This window comes from Micromonospora chokoriensis (assembly GCF_000718555.1).
Lineage (GTDB): Bacteria > Actinomycetota > Actinomycetes > Mycobacteriales > Micromonosporaceae > Micromonospora > Micromonospora chokoriensis_B.
The window spans coordinates 233,900-249,678 of sequence record NZ_JOAN01000010.1; the positions used below are offsets into that span (position 1 = coordinate 233,900).

Sequence of the window (15,779 nt, forward strand, 5' to 3'; positions counted from 1 at the left end):
CGGTCTCAGCGGTCGACAAGCAGCAGCCACTCGTCGTCGAGGCGTTGCACCACCGTGCCCGCCGGCCAGCGGTGGCCAGGATCGACCACCGCCCGCGCCTGCTCGACCTGCGGTGGCCGGCTGAACTGTGCGTCGCGGAAGCTGACCATGCCGTGGAACCGGGACCGGCCGAAGTTCGCGGCGTCGGTGAACCGGGCCCGGTCGAACAACGCCTCCGCGCCGAACATCGTCCAGCGAAACAGCGCCATGCTCGTGAAGCGGGCGGAGTGGAAGCTGGCCGACCCGCCGAACTCGGTGTGCTCCATCGACAGGGCGCCGTCGAAGGCGGCCTCCTGGAAGGTGGCGGCGTCCTCGAAGCGGGTCGCGTCGAAGCTGGTCGGCTGACCGAAGGTCGCCCGACCAAATGAGGTCGGGCCGGCGAAGCCGGATCGACGGCAGGAGAGGCCATCGGTGAACGCGGCCCCGTCGAAACTGGCCAGACCGCCCACCCGAACGTCGTCCAGCATGACCTCGCCGTCGGCCGTGAGGCCCTCGAAGGTCACGTCGCCGAAGGTCGCCTTCCCGAGCCGGAGAGGGCCCCGCGCCGTCGCGCCCGCGAAGGTGGTCGTGCCGGTGAAGGTCGCCGCCGTGAAGTTCGCGTCGACAAGCGTGCAGCCTGCGGCATCGAAGCCGACCAGCCGTGCGCCGGTCAGATCCAGCGTGATCTCCGGCCAGTGGGCCGCGTCGTCCGCGTGTAGGTGCCGGGTGAGCACGAGCTGCGCGCTGCGCCGGACCTCCGTCTCGCGCGGCTCGTCGTCCGGCGCCGGCATCCGCAGGTACGCGCAGAGCACCGCGGCGATCGTCGGGCGCTGCCCCGGATTGTCCTGACCGAGGCGCTCCAGCGCGTGCAGGCCGCCGAGGCGTACCGCCGCGCTGTCGTTGCCGAGCAACTCGACCGCCCGGGTGTAGAGCTCGGTCAGTCGACGCTCCGCCGCGTCGTGCTCGGCGGCCCCGGACTGCCGGTCGTGGTTGCGCTGCGCGGCCTCGGCCACCGCCTCGGCGTGCGCCTGCACCCGGTCGCGGTGTGCCTGGTCCCGCGCGGCGACGCTCTCCTGGTGCCGCTGCGCGCGTTCGGTGATCCATTGTCGTCGCGCGGCCAGCAGCAGCGCGAGCCCTCCGCCGGTGCCGGCGACCACGGTCAGGCCGGTGCGGATCGCGTCGATGCGCAGCGTGGCGCGGGTGTCCGGCTGGCTGGCGCGATCGGCCTCGGTGAGCAGCAGGTCCAGCACCAGCCAGCCCAGGGCGACGGCGGCCAGCAGGCCGACCAGGACCAGCCACCACGGCATCACCCGCAGCTCGCGCTCGGTGGGTTCGTCGACAGCCACGGCCACAGCATGCCAGTCATCGCCAATGTCCGATCTGGACCGTGGCGGTATGACCGTTTGCGCCCCGGCCGGAACAACGGGTTACCCGCGCGTAACAAGTCATTGACGTTTCTGAATTGTTGCGGGCATCATCGTCGCACGGTCGACCGGACACCCCCACCCACCTGCCCGGTTCGCCGGGCGCCTCCCCCCGGAGGTGCAGCGATGCTGCTCCGAAAGACCGCCCTCGTCCTGGCCCTCACCACCGCCGCGTTGCTCGTGTCGACCGCCCCGGTGGCCGCCGCCCCCGCCGATCCCGCGCCGGCCACCGTCACCCCCGCAGCCTTCGCCGCTGCCGCGGTCAACCCTGTCATCGTGGTCGGCGGGCTCAGCGGCGTCGCCGTCGCCTACGAGCCGATCGCCGCCCGCCTGCGCGCCGACGGCTACCGCACCTTCATCTACCAGTTGCCCGGTCTGGGCCTCGGTGACATCCCCACCTCGGCCCGGGCGTTCGCCAGCTACGTCGACCAGGTACGCGCCAGCACCGGCGCCGCGACGGTGGACGTCGTCGCCCACTCCGAAGGGGGCCTGGTCAGCCGGTACTACCTCAAGCGGCTCGGTGGCACCGCCAGTGTGGGCCGATACGTCAGCCTGGGCACACCGCAGTACGGCACGTACGTCGCCAACATCGTGGCCTTCCTCGGCCTGGGCAGCTGCGCCGGCATCGTGGCCTGCCAACAGATGACCATCGGCTCGGCGTTCCTCGCCGACCTCAACGCCGGCGACGACACCCCGGGCTCGGTGCGCTACACCACCATCCGCACCCTGCAGGACGAGTTGGTCCGCCCCACCGGGAACGCCGCCGTCAACGACGGTGCCACGAACGTGCTGATCCAGGCGTACTGCCCGGTGCGGGTGGTGGGGCACCTCGGCCTGGTGCTCGACGGCACGGCGTACACCATCGTGCGCGGCGCCCTGGTCGACGGCCCGGTGCGGCCCAACTGCCTCGCGCTCTGACCAGGTCCGGTGCGGTGGTCCCGGAGGGGGCCGCCGCGCCGGATCCGCGACGGTGAGTGTCGGGTCGGCGACGTTCTTGGGAAACGGGGTGTCGGACATCAGGTGTCCTCGATAGCCTGCTGCGGCTGTCCATTCCCGACAGTGGACGCTACTCGCCGAGAAGGAGCAGCGCGCATGACCGAGCCGCCCACCGCGCCGCCGGAGAGCACCCCGCCGACAGTGCCGCAGCTCGACGTCCGGGCCGCGGAACCCCCGGCTGCCGACCCACCGGCGCCCACCGATCGGTTCGCCGACCGCCCACCGGGCTATCCGAGCGCGCTGGTCTGGCTGCGCGCCGGGATCCTGCGGGACTGGCGCGGCGTGGTCGGCGCGTTCTTCGCCACCTGGTTCTACCTGCCGGTGGCGCTGCTCCTGGCGTTCTGGGGCGGTCTCACCTTCGCCATCGCGGGGCTCTTCGCCGTCGGGACCGGCGTCGACGACCAGATGCCCCAGGTCCTGCGCGACGCCCCGCTGATCGGCTCCCTGATTGATGCGTTCCTGACCCGCTCCGGTGGGGTGCTCGGCGGGGTGGCCGGCTTCGTCATCGGCTTCCTGGTCGGCTTCCTCTACGTGCTGGCGCTGCCCTGGATGGGCGTCTCCGACGACCCCTTCGCGCTGCTCGCCGGCCTGATCGGCACGGTCGTCGCGGCGGCGCTGATCGGCGTCCTCTACACGCTCTACCGGGTGCTGCTCGAACCGCGTCTGCTGGTCGTCTCGGGCGCCCGCCAGCCCAGCCGCCGCGAGGACGCGCGGCTGCGTCCCATCCTCGACGACTGCGCCCGACGACTCGGCCTGCCCACCGTGCCCCGGCTGCTCATGGAGGACGACCCGGTCCTGAGCAACGCCCGCACGTATGCCCGGCACGTGGTGGTCACCACCGCCGTGCTGACCGAACCGGACGACGAGGTGGCCGCGCTGCTCAGCCACGAGCTGGTGCACTGGCGGACCGGGGACGAGATCACCAGCGCCTTCGTCCGCGGTGTCGGCCTGCCACTGACCCTCGCGCACGCCCTGCCGACCTGGCTGATGCGGACGTTCCCACACCCGGGCACCAACTTCGTGGTCTTCGTGTTCTTCTGGCCGGTGCTGCTCACCATGCGGTACGTGGTGCTGCCGCTGCACGCCCGCGACGTGCGGGCGGCCGAGTACCGGGCCGACCTCGGCGCCGTGCTCACCGGGCACGTCGACGGAATGCGGCGCATCCTGGACCGGCGGCTCTCCTTCGAGACTGGCCGCAGCGGCTGGGACGAGGCGGTCTGCGCCACCCACCCGCCGCACGAGCTGCGGCTCGACGCGTTGGAGCGGGCATCGCTGACTGGTGCGGGCGCACCCGTCACCGTCGAGCGGCTGTTCAATGACCCCGGCCCGGTCGGCACCCGCCGCACCTGGCTGTTGGTCGGCGCTCTCATGCTGGCAGCCTGCCTCGTCACCAGCGGGCTCGGCGTGGTGCAGTGGGCGTTCTTCCGCCCCCAGGCGGCGGTCGACGGCTTCTTCGCCGCACTCGCCGACCGGGACAGCGACGCCGCGCTCGGCTACCTCGCCGACCAGCCCAGCGGCGCCGACACCAAACTGCTCGCTCAACTCCTGCGCGGCAAGGGCTACCAACCACCGACCGACGTCGAGATCACCTCGCTGGAGCGCGACAGCGACAGCGACACCGCCAAAGCCACAGTGGCGTACCGGCTGGGTGACACGCGGGAGACCACCACCCTCACCCTGCGCCGCGAGGACGAGACCAGCGCCGGGCTGTTCCACGGCTGGCGGTTGAGCGGTGGGCCGATTCCACTCAACCGCGCGACCGCCGAACCCGGGGTACGGCTCAACGGGGTCGAGCTGCCGGTCGCCACCGAGGGCACCCCGCTGGTGCTGTTGCCCGGCCGCTACACCGCGACCGGCCCGTCCAGCGCGCTCAGTGAGACGCCGCCCGCGACCGTGCTGGTCGGTCCAGGGGAGACCGCCGCCGTTCTGCAACTGGCTCCGGTGCTCAAGCCGGCGGCGATCGCTGCCGTCGAGACGCAGGTACGCGCCTGGTTGGACGAGTGCGCCAAGCAGACCGTCGCGGCCCCGCCGGGCTGCCCGTTCAGCTACAGCAGCTCTACCCAGAAGATCACCTGGAAGATCCTGGAGTACCCGAAGCTCGCCGTCGAGCTCACCGGCCCGTCCAGCGCCCAGGTCTCTACGCCGTACGAGACGCAGGGCAGGGCGGTGGCCAGCGGCACCACCACCTACTTCGGCACCACCTCACCGTTCACGGATGAGGACGCGTTCACCGTCGCGGGCGTCGCCACCGCCGACGGCGACCGCATCACCTTCCGCCGCAGCACCAACTGACCAGGAGAACGACCGTGACCGACAGTGACGCCGCAGCCCGGCTGCCCGTCCGGCTGACCATCAACCCCCGGCAGCGGCAGCCTCCGTCGGTCGACCTGCTGACCTGGATCCACCGCCGCCCCGAGTACCGGCCGGGGGTTCGCCCGGCCGGCGGCGGCGGTGGCCGGCCGGGTTTCAGCGACGCGGTGATCATCGCGGTGCTCGCCCAGGGGCTGCTTCCGGGGCTGTTCAACCTGTTGCAGTCCTGGGTCGACCAGCAGCGCACCGAGGCCAGCATCCGGATCCAGGCCGGGGACACCGAGGTGGAGCTACAGGTGAGCGGACGGACCGACTCCGCTCGCCTGCTGGCCCAGGCGACCGAGGCACTGCGCGCCGCCCGGGAGCCCGGTTCGGAGCCCGGGTCGGACGCCGCCGGCTGAGCCGACGGCGTCCGAACCGACGGGTCAGCTCGCCTTGGCGAGCGCCTCGAACTCGTCGTCGGTGAGCCGCACGTCGGCCGCGCCGACGTTCTCCTCCAGGTGCGCCACCGAGGACGTGCCGGGGATCGGCAGCATCACCGGCGAGCGGCGCAGCAGCCAGGCCAGCGCGAGCTGCGCGGGCGACGCGCCGTGCGCCGTGGAGATGGCGTCCAGCGGGCCGCCCGGGCGGGCCAGCTCACCGGTGGCGATCGGGAACCACGGGATGAACGCGAGGTCGTTGCGCTCGCAGTACTCCAGCACGTCCTCGGCGCTGCGGTTGGCGAGGTTGTACAGGTTCTGCACGGATGCGATCGTGGTGATCGCCCGGGATTCCTCGATCTGCGCGACGCTCACCTCGGACAGCCCGATGTGCTGGATCTTGCCCTCCTGCCGCAGCAGCGCCAGCTCACCGAGCTGATCGGCGAGCGGCACCAGCGGGTCGATCCGGTGCAGCTGGTACAGCGGGATGCTGTCCAGGCCGAGGTGGCGCAGGCTCAGCTCACACTGCTGGCGCAGGTACTCCGGCCGGCCCACCGGGCGCCAGTCGCCCGGGCCGGAGCGGGTCAGCCCGGCCTTGGTCGCGATGACCAGATCATCGGCGTACGGGTGCAGAGCCTCGCGGATCAGCAACTCCGAGACGAACGGCCCGTACGAGTCGGCGGTGTCGATGAACGTCACGCCCAGCTCGACGGCGCGGCGCAGCACCCGGACCGCCTCGGCCGGGTCCTTCGGGTCACCCCAGACACCCGGGCCGGTGATCTGCATCGCCCCGTAGCCGAGCCGGTTGACGGTGACGTCGCCACCGATCCGGTACGTGCCGGACGCCTTCGCGGGCTGCTCACTGATATTGGTCGCCATGGCCCGATCCCCAATCGTCTCGTCGTGGCGGGCGTGGGCAGCGCGGGCGTGCAGAGCCCGCCCGCCACCGATAGATCATCCCCCGGAACCCGACAGTCATGCCGCTGGTTGGCCGAGTGTGGGCGTGGACACGCCGTACGCGCGTCGAGGCGAGTTGCCGGGAAGCGTCCGGTACGACGGGGTTGTCCGTGCGACGCTGGCCGGAGCCGGTGCGTTCCGGTGCGACGGCGGAGGGAGCACCCATGGCGGGAGTGCCGCAGGTCAACTTCGCGCTCGACACGTACGAGTGCATCGTGATCTATCCCGGCGCGGCCGGGCGGGCCCTGGCCAACGAGACCGTGCAGCGGTTGCAGGCCGAGCATGCCGAGCACATGCAGGCGTTGCAGCAACGCGGCATCATCCTGGTCGCCGGCTCGGTGGACGGGCCGGCGCGCGAGCCGGAGCCGCCGATCGGCTTCGGGTTGGCCCGCACCGGCAGCGTCGACGACGTACGCAGCGTGCTGGAGGCCGATCCGGCGGTGCAGGCCGGGCTCTACCGGGTGGACGTGCTGACCTTTCTCTGCCCGGCCGGTTCCCTGGAGTTCCCGCTGGTGAAGGCCGGGAGCTGAGCTGCCACCGCATCGGCGGCTGTCGGTATGACGACGGCGCTCGCCTGTGCGCCGGTGCTACGGTCGCGCCCTGCGCGGGCCGCCGCCGGGGCGTACCCGGTGTCGTGGGTCGGCCCCGGTCGAGGAGTCGCCATGGTCTCCGCCGCCACCCCCGATGTCGCGTCGGCCGCTGCCCGGCTGCGCGCCCTGCTCGGCGACCGGCTGCACGAGCCGGGCGATCCCGGTTTCGTCACCACCACCCGGCTTTGGAACGGCGCGGTGGCGCGTACGCCCGCGCTGGTCGCCCACTGCCGGGACGCCGACGAGGTGGCCGAGGCGGTCCGCGTCGCCGCCCGGTGTCATCTGCCCCTCTCGGTCCGTTCCGGGGGTCACGACTGGGCCGGTCGGGCGCTGCGCGACGGTGCCCTGGTGCTCGACCTGACCGGCCTGAACGCCGTCCGGGTCGACCCGGACGCGGCCACGGTGACCATCGGCGGCGGCACCACGGCGGCCGAGCTGCTCGCCGCCGCCCGCCCTTATGACCTGGTGGTGCCTACCGGCACGGTCGGCGACGTGGGCATGGCCGGGCTCACCCTCGCCGGCGGGTACGGCCCGCTGTGCGGCCGGTTCGGTCTGTCCCTGGACAGTCTGCTCGGCGCGGAGGTGGTCCTCGCCGACGGTCGCCGGGTCACCGCCGACCCCCGCCACGACGCCGAGCTGTACTGGGCGCTGCGCGGCGGCGGTGGCAACCTCGGCGTCGTCACCGAGCTGCGTTTCCGCGCGCACCGGCTACCCGGCGTGCTGGCCGGCATGATCATGTTCGCGCTCTCCGAGGCGCCGGCCGTGCTGCGCGGCTACGGCGCGCTGGTCGCCGAGGCCCCGGACGAGCTGACCGTGATGGCGGGTTTCCTGCCCGGCCCGGCCGGCGAACCAGTGATCTTCGTCTGCCCGTTCTACAGCGGCCCCGACCTGGACGCCGGGTCGCCGTGGATGGACCGCCTGCGCGCGCTGGGCACCCCGCTTGTCGACCAGATCGGCCCGATGCCGTACGCGGACGCGCTGCGGATGTTCGACGGCGGGATGGTCGACGGCAACCACTACCTGCTGCGTACCAGGTGGCTGCCCGCGCTCACCGACGCTGCCGTGGACGCCATCGTCGACGCGGCCCGGCAGGTCAGCTCACCGTTCACCGCGCTGGCCCTGCACCACTTCCACGGCGCGGCCACCCGGGTCCGGCCCGCCGACACGGCGTTCGGGCTTCGTACCGACCACCTGCTGGCCGAGGTCATCGCGGTGTGGGCGCCCGACGACCAGGCCGGCCCGCACCGCGCGTGGGCCGAGCGGACCTCGGCGGCGCTCGCCCCGCACGCGCTGCCCGGTGGCTACCCCAACCTGCTCGCCCCGGAGGAGACCGACCGGGTCCGGCTCGCCTACGGCGTGAACTGGGCGCGGCTGCGCCAGGCCAAGCGCCGCTACGACCCCCGCGATCTGCTCCACGCGGTGCCCACCCTGCCGCCCTCGGGGCACCCGGAGTGAGCCGCCGCCGGGAGCACCCCGACAGCGCACGCCGACGGAGGCGTACGATTCCCGGCGCGCGGTCGCCGATGCCCGTCGCCACAACGTTCCCGGTGCGGTTCCGCCCGCCGGCCCGACGCGCACCGCGCGTCGTTGGACAACTGTTCCGCTGCTTGCAATGGGTCGGCCCCGGGTCCGACCTGAAGGAGAGACTAACCTGATGGGCGTGACACGCCGCGCGAAGATCGTTTGCACTCTTGGACCCGCCACCTCGTCCCCGGAGCGCATCCGTGGTCTCGTCGAGGCCGGCATGAACGTGGCGAGGCTCAACTTCAGCCACGGCAGCCACGCCGACCACGAGGCGGTCTACCGACTGGTCCGGGAGGCGTCGGAGGCCGCAGGTAAGCCCGTCGCCATCCTCGCCGACCTGCAGGGCCCCAAGATCCGGCTCGGCAAGTTCGCCGACGGCCCCCACGACTGGCGTACCGGTGACTCGGTGGTGATCACCGGCGACGACATCATCGGCAGCAAGGAGCGGGTCTCCTGCACCTACACCAAGCTGCCCTACGAGGTGAAGCCCGGTGACCGGCTGCTGATCGACGACGGCCGGGTCGCCGTCGAGGTCACCGACGTCACCGGCAACGACATCCGCTGCCTCGTCACCGAGGGTGGGCCGGTCTCCAACAACAAGGGCGTGTCGCTGCCCAACGTGGCGGTCAGCGTGCCCGCCATGTCGGACAAGGACGCCGAGGACCTGCGTTTCTCCCTGGGTCTCGGTGTCGACCTGGTCGCGCTCTCCTTCGTCCGCTCGGCCGAGGACATCAAGCTCGTCCACAACATCATGGCCGAAGAGGGCGTGTTCCGGCCGGTGCTGGCCAAGGTCGAGAAGCCGGAGGCGGTGGAGCACCTGGAGGCCATCGTGTTGGCCTTCGACGGCGTCATGGTCGCCCGCGGTGACCTCGGTGTCGAGATGCCGCTGGACGAGGTCCCGCTGGTGCAGAAGCGTGCCGTGCAGCTGTGCCGGGAGAACGCCAAGCCGGTCATCGTGGCCACCCAGATGCTCGACTCCATGATCGAGAACTCCCGCCCCACCCGGGCGGAGGCGTCCGACGTCGCCAACGCGGTGCTCGACGGCGCGGACGCGGTGATGCTCTCCGGCGAGACCAGCGTCGGCAAGTACCCGGTGCTCACCGTCAGCACCATGGCCAAGATCGTGACGACCACCGAGGCGGGCTCGATCGGGGTGCCGCGGCTGCAGCACGACCCGCGTACCCACGGTGGCGCCCTCACCGTCGCCGCCTCGTCGATCGCCCGGGCCATCAACGCCAAGGCTCTCGTCGCCTTCTCGCAGACCGGTGACACCGTGCGACGGCTGTCCCGCCTGCACTGCGACCTGCCGCTGCTGGCCTTCACGCCGGTCCCCGAGGTGCGCGACCAGCTCGCCCTCACCTGGGGCGTGGAGACCTTCCTGATGCCGTTCGTGCAACACACCGACGACATGTTCCGCCAGGTCGACCAGGCGCTGCTCGGCCTCAACCGGGCCAACCCCGGTGACTACGTGGTGATCGTGGCGGGTAGCCCGCCCGGCACCCCCGGCTCGACCAACACGCTGCGCGTACACCAGCTCGGTTCGCTGGTCGACGCGGCGTCGGCGCGGGCGCTGCAGTGAGCGACGGTCGGGTCGCGGTCGGCCAGGCGGCGGTAGACCAACTGCTGGAAGTGCTCGACCTCGACCCGACCGGGCCCATGGCCTTCCGGGGGATGAGCCCCCCGGTCGGCCCACAACGGGTGTACGGCGGCCAGGTCGCCGGCCAGGCTCTGGTCGCCGCTGGCCGCACCGTCGACCCGGAGCGGTTCGTGCACTCGCTGCACGGATACTTCGTCCGCCCCGGCGACCCGGTCGAGCCGATCGCCTACCAGGTGGAGAACATCCGCGACGGCCGGTCCTTCTCGGTCCGCCGCGCGGTCGCCCTCCAGCACGACAAGCCGATCTTCTTCATGTCGGCGTCGTTCCAGCGGGCCGAGGAGGGTCTGGACCACCAGGCCCCGGCCCCGCTGGACGTCCCCCCGCCGCACGACGTGCCGACGATGACCGACCGGCTGTCCCGCTACCCGGAGCGGCTGGGCATCTGGGGCCAGATCCCGCGACCCATCGACGTGCGCTACGTCGGCGAGCCCGGCTGGGTCCGCCCCGGCGACCGGCCCGCCGACCCGCACCAGCGCGTCTGGATGCGCATCGACGGCAAACTGCCCGACGATCCGCTGCTCCACGCCTGCGCGCTCACCTACGCCTCGGACCTCACCCTGCTCGACTCGGTGCTCTCCGCGCACGGCGAGGTCTGGGGGCCGGGCGGGTTGGTCGGCGCGAGCCTGGACCACGCGCTCTGGTTCCACCGGCCGTTCCGAGCCGACGAGTGGTTCCTCTACGACTGCTTGAGCCCGTCGGCGTCCGGCGCGCGTGGGCTGGCCACCGGCCGGATGTTCACCACGGACGGCCAGCAGATCGCCAGCGCCGTGCAAGAGGGTCTGCTGCGCCGCGTCGGCGCCTGACGCTGTCGACCGTCCCCGCCCGGCGTGCCTGGCGGGGACGACGCCCGTCAGGGCTGGTAGATGGCCTCCCCGGCGATCTCGATCTGCACCGTCTTACCGACCAGCACCCCGCCGCTCTCCAGGGCGACATTCCAGAGCAGGCCGTAGTCCTCGCGGTCGATGCCGGCCGTCGCGCTGAATCCGAAGATGTTCTGCCCGTACGGATCACGACGAGCGCCACCAAAATTGACCTCTAGGTCGACAACCCGGGTAATTCCCTTCACCGTCAACTCACCGGTCAGCACGAATCGTCCGGGTGTGCCCGCGGACTGTGGTGAAGGAATGTGACCTCGGCCTCGTCCGCCAAACCGATGGTTGCGCAGTCGGGCCCACTGAAAGATGGGGTCCTCGTTGCCCTTCCATTTGATGCCGGTGCTTCGATATTCAAGAGTGGGGTATCGCTCCACATCGAGGAAGTCGGCACTCTTCAGATGCGTGTCCCGGTCGGCGCTCCCGGTGGTGATGCTGGCCGACATGATGGTGGCCGTCACCGAGGAGAGCAGTGGGTCCTCCGCCACGAAGATCTGTGCCGTGGCCTCGGCGAACTCGCCGCGCACCGGGCTCACCATCATGTGCCGGGACAGGAAACCGATCCGCTTGTGCGCCTGATCGAGAAGATAGGTGCCGGCGACCGGGATGGTCATGCCATCCCAGGTGCGTGTGGCGAAATCGGTCATCGTGGTGCCTTCCCCCCGAGTGTGCCCGGGTGTTTATCAATATATTGCTGGAGGTCGCGTAAACAGCCAGGCATTCGTACTCCCGCCCAGCATAAGGACGCCTCTGGAAAGCATTTCGGCCCCCACCGTCCGGTGGATCATGACGTACCTCACCGGCTCTTGCGGCGGCGCGAAGGGTGCGAGCCTCGTCGATGCGTGGCCGATCGGTCGAGGGTCGCCCGCCCGCTTGGCCGGCTAGCGACTAACCTTGCCGACATGCGCCTATCCGCCCGGGTCGACTATGCCCTCCGCGCGGCCGCCGAGCTCGCCGCGACGGCCAGTGGCCCTGGGCGCGGCCGGCCGGTCACGGCCGACCAGATCGCCCGTGCCCAGGAGATCCCGCCGAAGTTCCTGGAGAGCATCCTGCTTCAGCTGCGCCGGGGCGGCATCGTGCACGCCCAGCGCGGTCCGGAAGGTGGCTACTGGCTGGCCCGCCCCGCCGAGGAGATCTCCCTCGCCGAGGTGATCCGGGTGATCGACGGGCCGCTCGCCCACGTACGCGGGCAGCGCCCGGAGCAGCTCGGCTACCACGGCCCGGCTCGCGCGCTCCAGGAAGTCTGGATCGCGCTGCGGGCCAGCGAACGGGAGATCCTGGAGCTGGTCAGCGTCGCCGACGTGGCCGCGGGCACCCTGCCCGCGCGCGTCACCGAGCTGGCCGCCGACCCGCGCGCCTGGATCTGAGCGCCGGCCGGCTGCCCGGCCCCGTGTCGCCCGGCCGCTGACCCGCCGCGTCCCATCCACCGATCGGGGGCTTGACCCCGGGTGCCCCGTCCCGCATTGTCGACCAAGTCGATAGGAGATGCCGAAAAGTCAGGGGGCGCTCGTGCGCAAGCTGTTGGTCCTCGCTCTGGTCGGGCTCGTCGCGCAGTTGATCGATGGTTCGCTCGGCATGGCCTACGGGTTGACCTCGTCCACCCTGCTGCTGGTAGCCGGGGTCGCCCCCGCCGCCGCCTCGGCCTCGGTGCACCTGGCCGAGATCGGCACCACGCTCGCCGCCGGGGTCGCGCACTGGCGGTTCGGCAACGTCGACTGGCGGGTGGTCACCCGCATCGCCCTACCCGGCGCGATCGGTGCCTTCGCCGGCGCCACCCTGCTCAGCTCGATCTCGACCGAGGCCGCCGCACCGTGGATGGCCGGCATTCTCTTCACGCTCGGCGCGTACCTCCTGGTCCGCTTCGCCCGACCGCTGCGCACCGACCGGGTCGGCGGGCGGCTACGCGGTCGTTTCCTCGGCCCCCTGGGCCTGGTCGCCGGCTTCGTCGACGCGACCGGCGGCGGCGGGTGGGGCCCGGTGGCCACCCCGGCGCTGCTGGTCTCCGGCCGAATGGAGCCCCGCAAGGTGATCGGCTCGGTGGACACCGCCGAGTTCGTCGTGGCCGGCGCGGCAAGCGTCGGTTTCCTGATCGGGTTGGGCACCGAGGGGTTCCTGCTCCCCACCGTCGCCGCGCTGCTGATCGGCGGACTCATTGCCGCCCCGCTGGCCGCCTGGCTGGTGCGAATCGTGCCCGCTCAACTGCTCGGCGCGGCAGTCGGCGGCGTGATCGTGCTGACCAACGCCCGCACCCTGATCCGCTCCGCCGAACTGGACGGTCCGGCCCGTCCCGCCCTGTACGCACTGCTCGCCGCCGGCTGGCTGGCCGCGCTGGTGTTGGCCGTGCGGGCCCTACGCCGTACCCGCCGCGCTCGCGCTCGCGCCCAGGCCGAAGCCGCTGCGCCTGCCGCGGTGCCCGCCGAGGTCTAGTCACCAAGATCGTGCTCGATCGTGGATGTAGTGGCTTCCAAGCGCGTTCGAGGCCACTGCATCCTGGCTCGAGCGTGAACTTGATAGTCGAGCATCGATGTTGCGCGTCGGAAAGCGCTTGCCCTACGATGCGCGGTGAGTCGGATCCGTGAGTTCCAGGGCGTTTCACCCCCGATCAGATCGCCGTCCGTCGCCGTCGCGGCGGGGCGAGTCCACTGTGCTTCCCGGGCAGGGCCGGTGGGTCGTGGCGATCACCACCGGATCCCCGGAGGCAGTCCCATGCACCCGTCCAGACATCGGCTGATCCTGCTCGCCGGCACGACGGCCGCTGCCGTCGTGGCAGGCACCCTCGGCACGGTGGTCGCCTCGGCCGCCGCCGTCGGCTGCCGGGTCGACTACCAGATCACGAACCAGTGGCAGGGCGGCTTCGGCGCCAACGTCACCGTCACCAACCTCGGCGACCCGGTCAACGGGTGGGCCCTCACCTGGTCGTACGCGGCGGGCCAGCAGGTCACGCAGGCGTGGAACGCCGCCGTCACCCAGTCCGGTGCCCAGGTCACCGCGCGCAACGTCGAATACAACGCCGGCATCGCCACGAACGGCAGCGCCTCGTTCGGCTTCAACGGTTCGTGGACTGGCAGCAACCCGGTGCCGAGCAGCTTCGCGCTCAACGGCGCCACCTGCACCGGCGCCCCGCCCACCGAGGAGCCGACCACCCCGCCACCCACCACGCCACCCCCGACCACGCCTCCGCCCACCACGCCACCGCCGTCGGCCGGGGTGTTGCAGATGGAGAACCTGGACCGAGGGCTGATCAGCGTCCGCTCCGGCAGCGGCAACCTGGTCTCCTGGCGGCTGCTCGGCACCGAAACCTCCGGGGTGGAGTTCAACCTCTACCGGGGCTCCACAAGGGTCAACGCCAGCCCGATCACCGGGGCCACCAACTACCTCGACAGCGGCGCGGCGGCCGGCTCGGCGTACACCGTGCGGGCCGTGGTGGGCGGCACCGAGCAGGCGGCGTCGGCACCGGCGTTGCAGTTCGGCGCGGGCTACCTGGACGTGCCGTTGCAGGTTCCGGCCGGCGGCAGCACCCCGAGCGGCGAGAGCTACACCTACAGCGCCAACGACGCCTCGGTGGGTGACCTCAACGGCGACGGTACCTACGAGATCGTGCTCAAGTGGGACCCGTCAAACGCCAAGGACAACTCCCAGTCCGGCTACACCGGCAACGTCTACGTCGACGCGTACACCCTCACCGGCACCAGGCTGTGGCGGGTCGACCTGGGTCGCAACATCCGGGCCGGCGCCCACTACACCCAATTCCAGGTGTACGACTACGACGGCGACGGCCGCGCCGAGGTGGCCATGAAGACCGCCGACGGCACCCGCTCCGGCACCGGTCAGGTGATCGGCTCGTCGTCGGCGGACTACCGCAACTCCAGTGGGTACGTGCTTTCCGGCCCGGAGTACCTGACCATGTTCAACGGTCAGACCGGCGCGATCGCCTCCACCGTCAACTACGACCCGCCGCGCGGCACGGTGTCGTCCTGGGGTGACTCGTACGGCAACCGGGTGGACCGGTTCCTCGCCGGCACCGCGTACCTGGACGGGCAGCGCCCCTCGCTGATCATGGCCCGGGGTTACTACACCCGTGCGGTCATCGCCGCCTGGGACTTCCGCAACGGCGCGTTGACCAAGCGTTGGACGTTCGACTCGAACTCCTCCGGCAACGGCGCCGCCGCCGGTCAGGGCAACCACCAGCTCGCCATCGCCGACGTCGACGCCGACGGCCGTCAGGAGATCGTCTACGGCGCCGCCACCATCGACGACAACGGCCGGCTGCTGCACTCGACGGGCAACGGCCACGGCGACGCCCTGCACGTCGGGGATCTCGACCCGGGCCGCGCCGGCCTGGAGGTGTTCAAGGTCGACGAGGACGCCAGCAAGCCCAGCTCCTACTTCGCCGACGCCCGTACCGGTCAGGTGCTCTGGTCCACGCCGGCCTCCGGCGACAACGGCCGGGGCGTCGCCGCGGACATCTGGGCGGGCAGCCCCGGCGCGGAGTCGTGGTCGTCGGCGGTCGCCGGGCTGGCCAACACCAGGGGGCAGAACGTCGGCCGCAAACCGTCCTCGGCCAACTTCCTCGCCTGGTGGGACGGCGACCCGGTGCGGGAGCTGCTCGACGGCACGAAGGTCGACAAGTACGGCACCGGCGGTGAGACCCGGCTGCTCGACGGCAGCGGGGTGGCGTCCAACAACGGCACCAAGTCCACGCCGACGCTCTCTGGCGACATCCTGGGGGACTGGCGCGAGGAGGTGATCTGGCGGACCACCGACAGCCGGGCGTTGCGCATCTACAGCACACCCACTCCGACCAGCACCCGGATCTACACCCTGATGCACGACCCGCAGTATCGGGTGGCGATCGCGTGGCAGAACACCGCCTACAACCAACCGCCGCACCCGGGGTTCTTCATCGGCAACGGAATGGGCACCCCACCCACGCCAGACATCTACCTACGTTGATGCAACCCCTGGCGGTCCCGAGCGGGGTCGCCTAGGGTGGCAGGCACCGGGCCGTAGCC

The 15,779-nt window shown here is 71.6% G+C and carries 13 protein-coding genes; 10 read left to right on the forward strand and 3 right to left on the reverse strand.

Features of this window, described 5'->3' with window-relative positions:
• Window positions 1–5: 5 nt before the first annotated feature.
• On the reverse strand, window positions 6–1,364 hold the full coding sequence (locus IF46_RS33305) for a pentapeptide repeat-containing protein (protein ID WP_157563042.1): 1,359 nt from the start codon (window positions 1,362–1,364) through the stop codon (window positions 6–8).
• Between the two features lie 204 nt (window positions 1,365–1,568).
• Between IF46_RS33305 and IF46_RS0115450 the strand changes: the two genes are divergently transcribed.
• The 3 genes from IF46_RS0115450 to IF46_RS0115460 all read left to right on the forward strand — a co-directional run bounded on the left by IF46_RS0115450 (window position 1,569) and on the right by IF46_RS0115460 (window position 5,149).
• The gene (locus IF46_RS0115450) at window positions 1,569–2,360 is read left to right on the forward strand and encodes an esterase/lipase family protein (protein ID WP_030489039.1); all 792 of its coding nucleotides are present in this window, start codon (window positions 1,569–1,571) and stop codon (window positions 2,358–2,360) included.
• Window positions 2,361–2,534: 174 nt separating this feature from the next.
• Complete coding sequence (locus IF46_RS33310) at window positions 2,535–4,730, forward strand: M48 family metalloprotease (protein WP_051723923.1); 2,196 nt, start codon at window positions 2,535–2,537, stop codon at window positions 4,728–4,730.
• A 14-nt stretch (window positions 4,731–4,744) separates the two neighbouring features.
• Window positions 4,745–5,149: an effector-associated constant component EACC1 gene (locus IF46_RS0115460; RefSeq protein WP_030489041.1), complete on the forward strand. Its 405-nt coding sequence runs from the start codon at window positions 4,745–4,747 to the stop codon at window positions 5,147–5,149.
• Window positions 5,150–5,173: 24 nt separating this feature from the next.
• Here the strand turns inward: IF46_RS0115460 and IF46_RS0115465 are convergent, their stop codons facing one another.
• A complete protein-coding gene (locus IF46_RS0115465) occupies window positions 5,174–6,046 on the reverse strand; it encodes an aldo/keto reductase (protein WP_030489042.1) in 873 nt (290 codons plus the stop codon).
• A 242-nt stretch (window positions 6,047–6,288) separates the two neighbouring features.
• Here IF46_RS0115465 and IF46_RS0115470 point away from each other — a divergent pair, with 242 nt between their 5' ends.
• The 4 genes from IF46_RS0115470 (at window position 6,289) to IF46_RS0115485 (ending at window position 10,698) form a co-directional block, all read left to right on the forward strand.
• Window positions 6,289–6,654, forward strand: a complete 366-nt coding sequence (locus tag IF46_RS0115470; RefSeq protein WP_030489043.1) for a YciI family protein — start codon at window positions 6,289–6,291, stop codon at window positions 6,652–6,654.
• Between the two features lie 132 nt (window positions 6,655–6,786).
• Window positions 6,787–8,169 (forward strand): FAD-binding oxidoreductase, encoded by a 1,383-nt coding sequence (locus IF46_RS0115475; protein WP_030489044.1) that lies wholly within the window; start codon window positions 6,787–6,789, stop codon window positions 8,167–8,169.
• Window positions 8,170–8,368: 199 nt separating this feature from the next.
• Complete coding sequence (gene pyk / locus IF46_RS0115480; protein ID WP_030489045.1) at window positions 8,369–9,817, forward strand: pyruvate kinase; 1,449 nt, start codon at window positions 8,369–8,371, stop codon at window positions 9,815–9,817.
• Window positions 9,814–10,698, forward strand: coding sequence for an acyl-CoA thioesterase (locus IF46_RS0115485; RefSeq protein WP_030489046.1), 885 nt, complete (start codon window positions 9,814–9,816; stop codon window positions 10,696–10,698). Before pyk ends, IF46_RS0115485 begins: the two co-directional genes overlap by 4 nt.
• Window positions 10,699–10,745: 47 nt before the next feature.
• Here the strand turns inward: IF46_RS0115485 and IF46_RS0115490 are convergent, their stop codons facing one another.
• Complete coding sequence (locus IF46_RS0115490) at window positions 10,746–11,414, reverse strand: YceI family protein (protein WP_030489047.1); 669 nt, start codon at window positions 11,412–11,414, stop codon at window positions 10,746–10,748.
• A 255-nt stretch (window positions 11,415–11,669) separates the two neighbouring features.
• Between IF46_RS0115490 and IF46_RS0115495 the strand changes: the two genes are divergently transcribed.
• From IF46_RS0115495 to IF46_RS0115505, 3 genes are all read left to right on the forward strand, one after another.
• On the forward strand, window positions 11,670–12,134 hold the full coding sequence (locus IF46_RS0115495; protein WP_007462839.1) for an RrF2 family transcriptional regulator: 465 nt from the start codon (window positions 11,670–11,672) through the stop codon (window positions 12,132–12,134).
• Window positions 12,135–12,276: 142 nt separating this feature from the next.
• Window positions 12,277–13,194 (forward strand): sulfite exporter TauE/SafE family protein, encoded by a 918-nt coding sequence (locus tag IF46_RS0115500; protein ID WP_051723924.1) that lies wholly within the window; start codon window positions 12,277–12,279, stop codon window positions 13,192–13,194.
• Window positions 13,195–13,473: 279 nt separating this feature from the next.
• Window positions 13,474–15,720 carry a cellulose binding domain-containing protein gene (locus IF46_RS0115505; protein ID WP_030489049.1) on the forward strand — a complete coding sequence of 749 codons (2,247 nt, stop codon included), beginning with the start codon at window positions 13,474–13,476 and terminating at the stop codon, window positions 15,718–15,720.
• Window positions 15,721–15,779 lie beyond the last annotated feature (59 nt).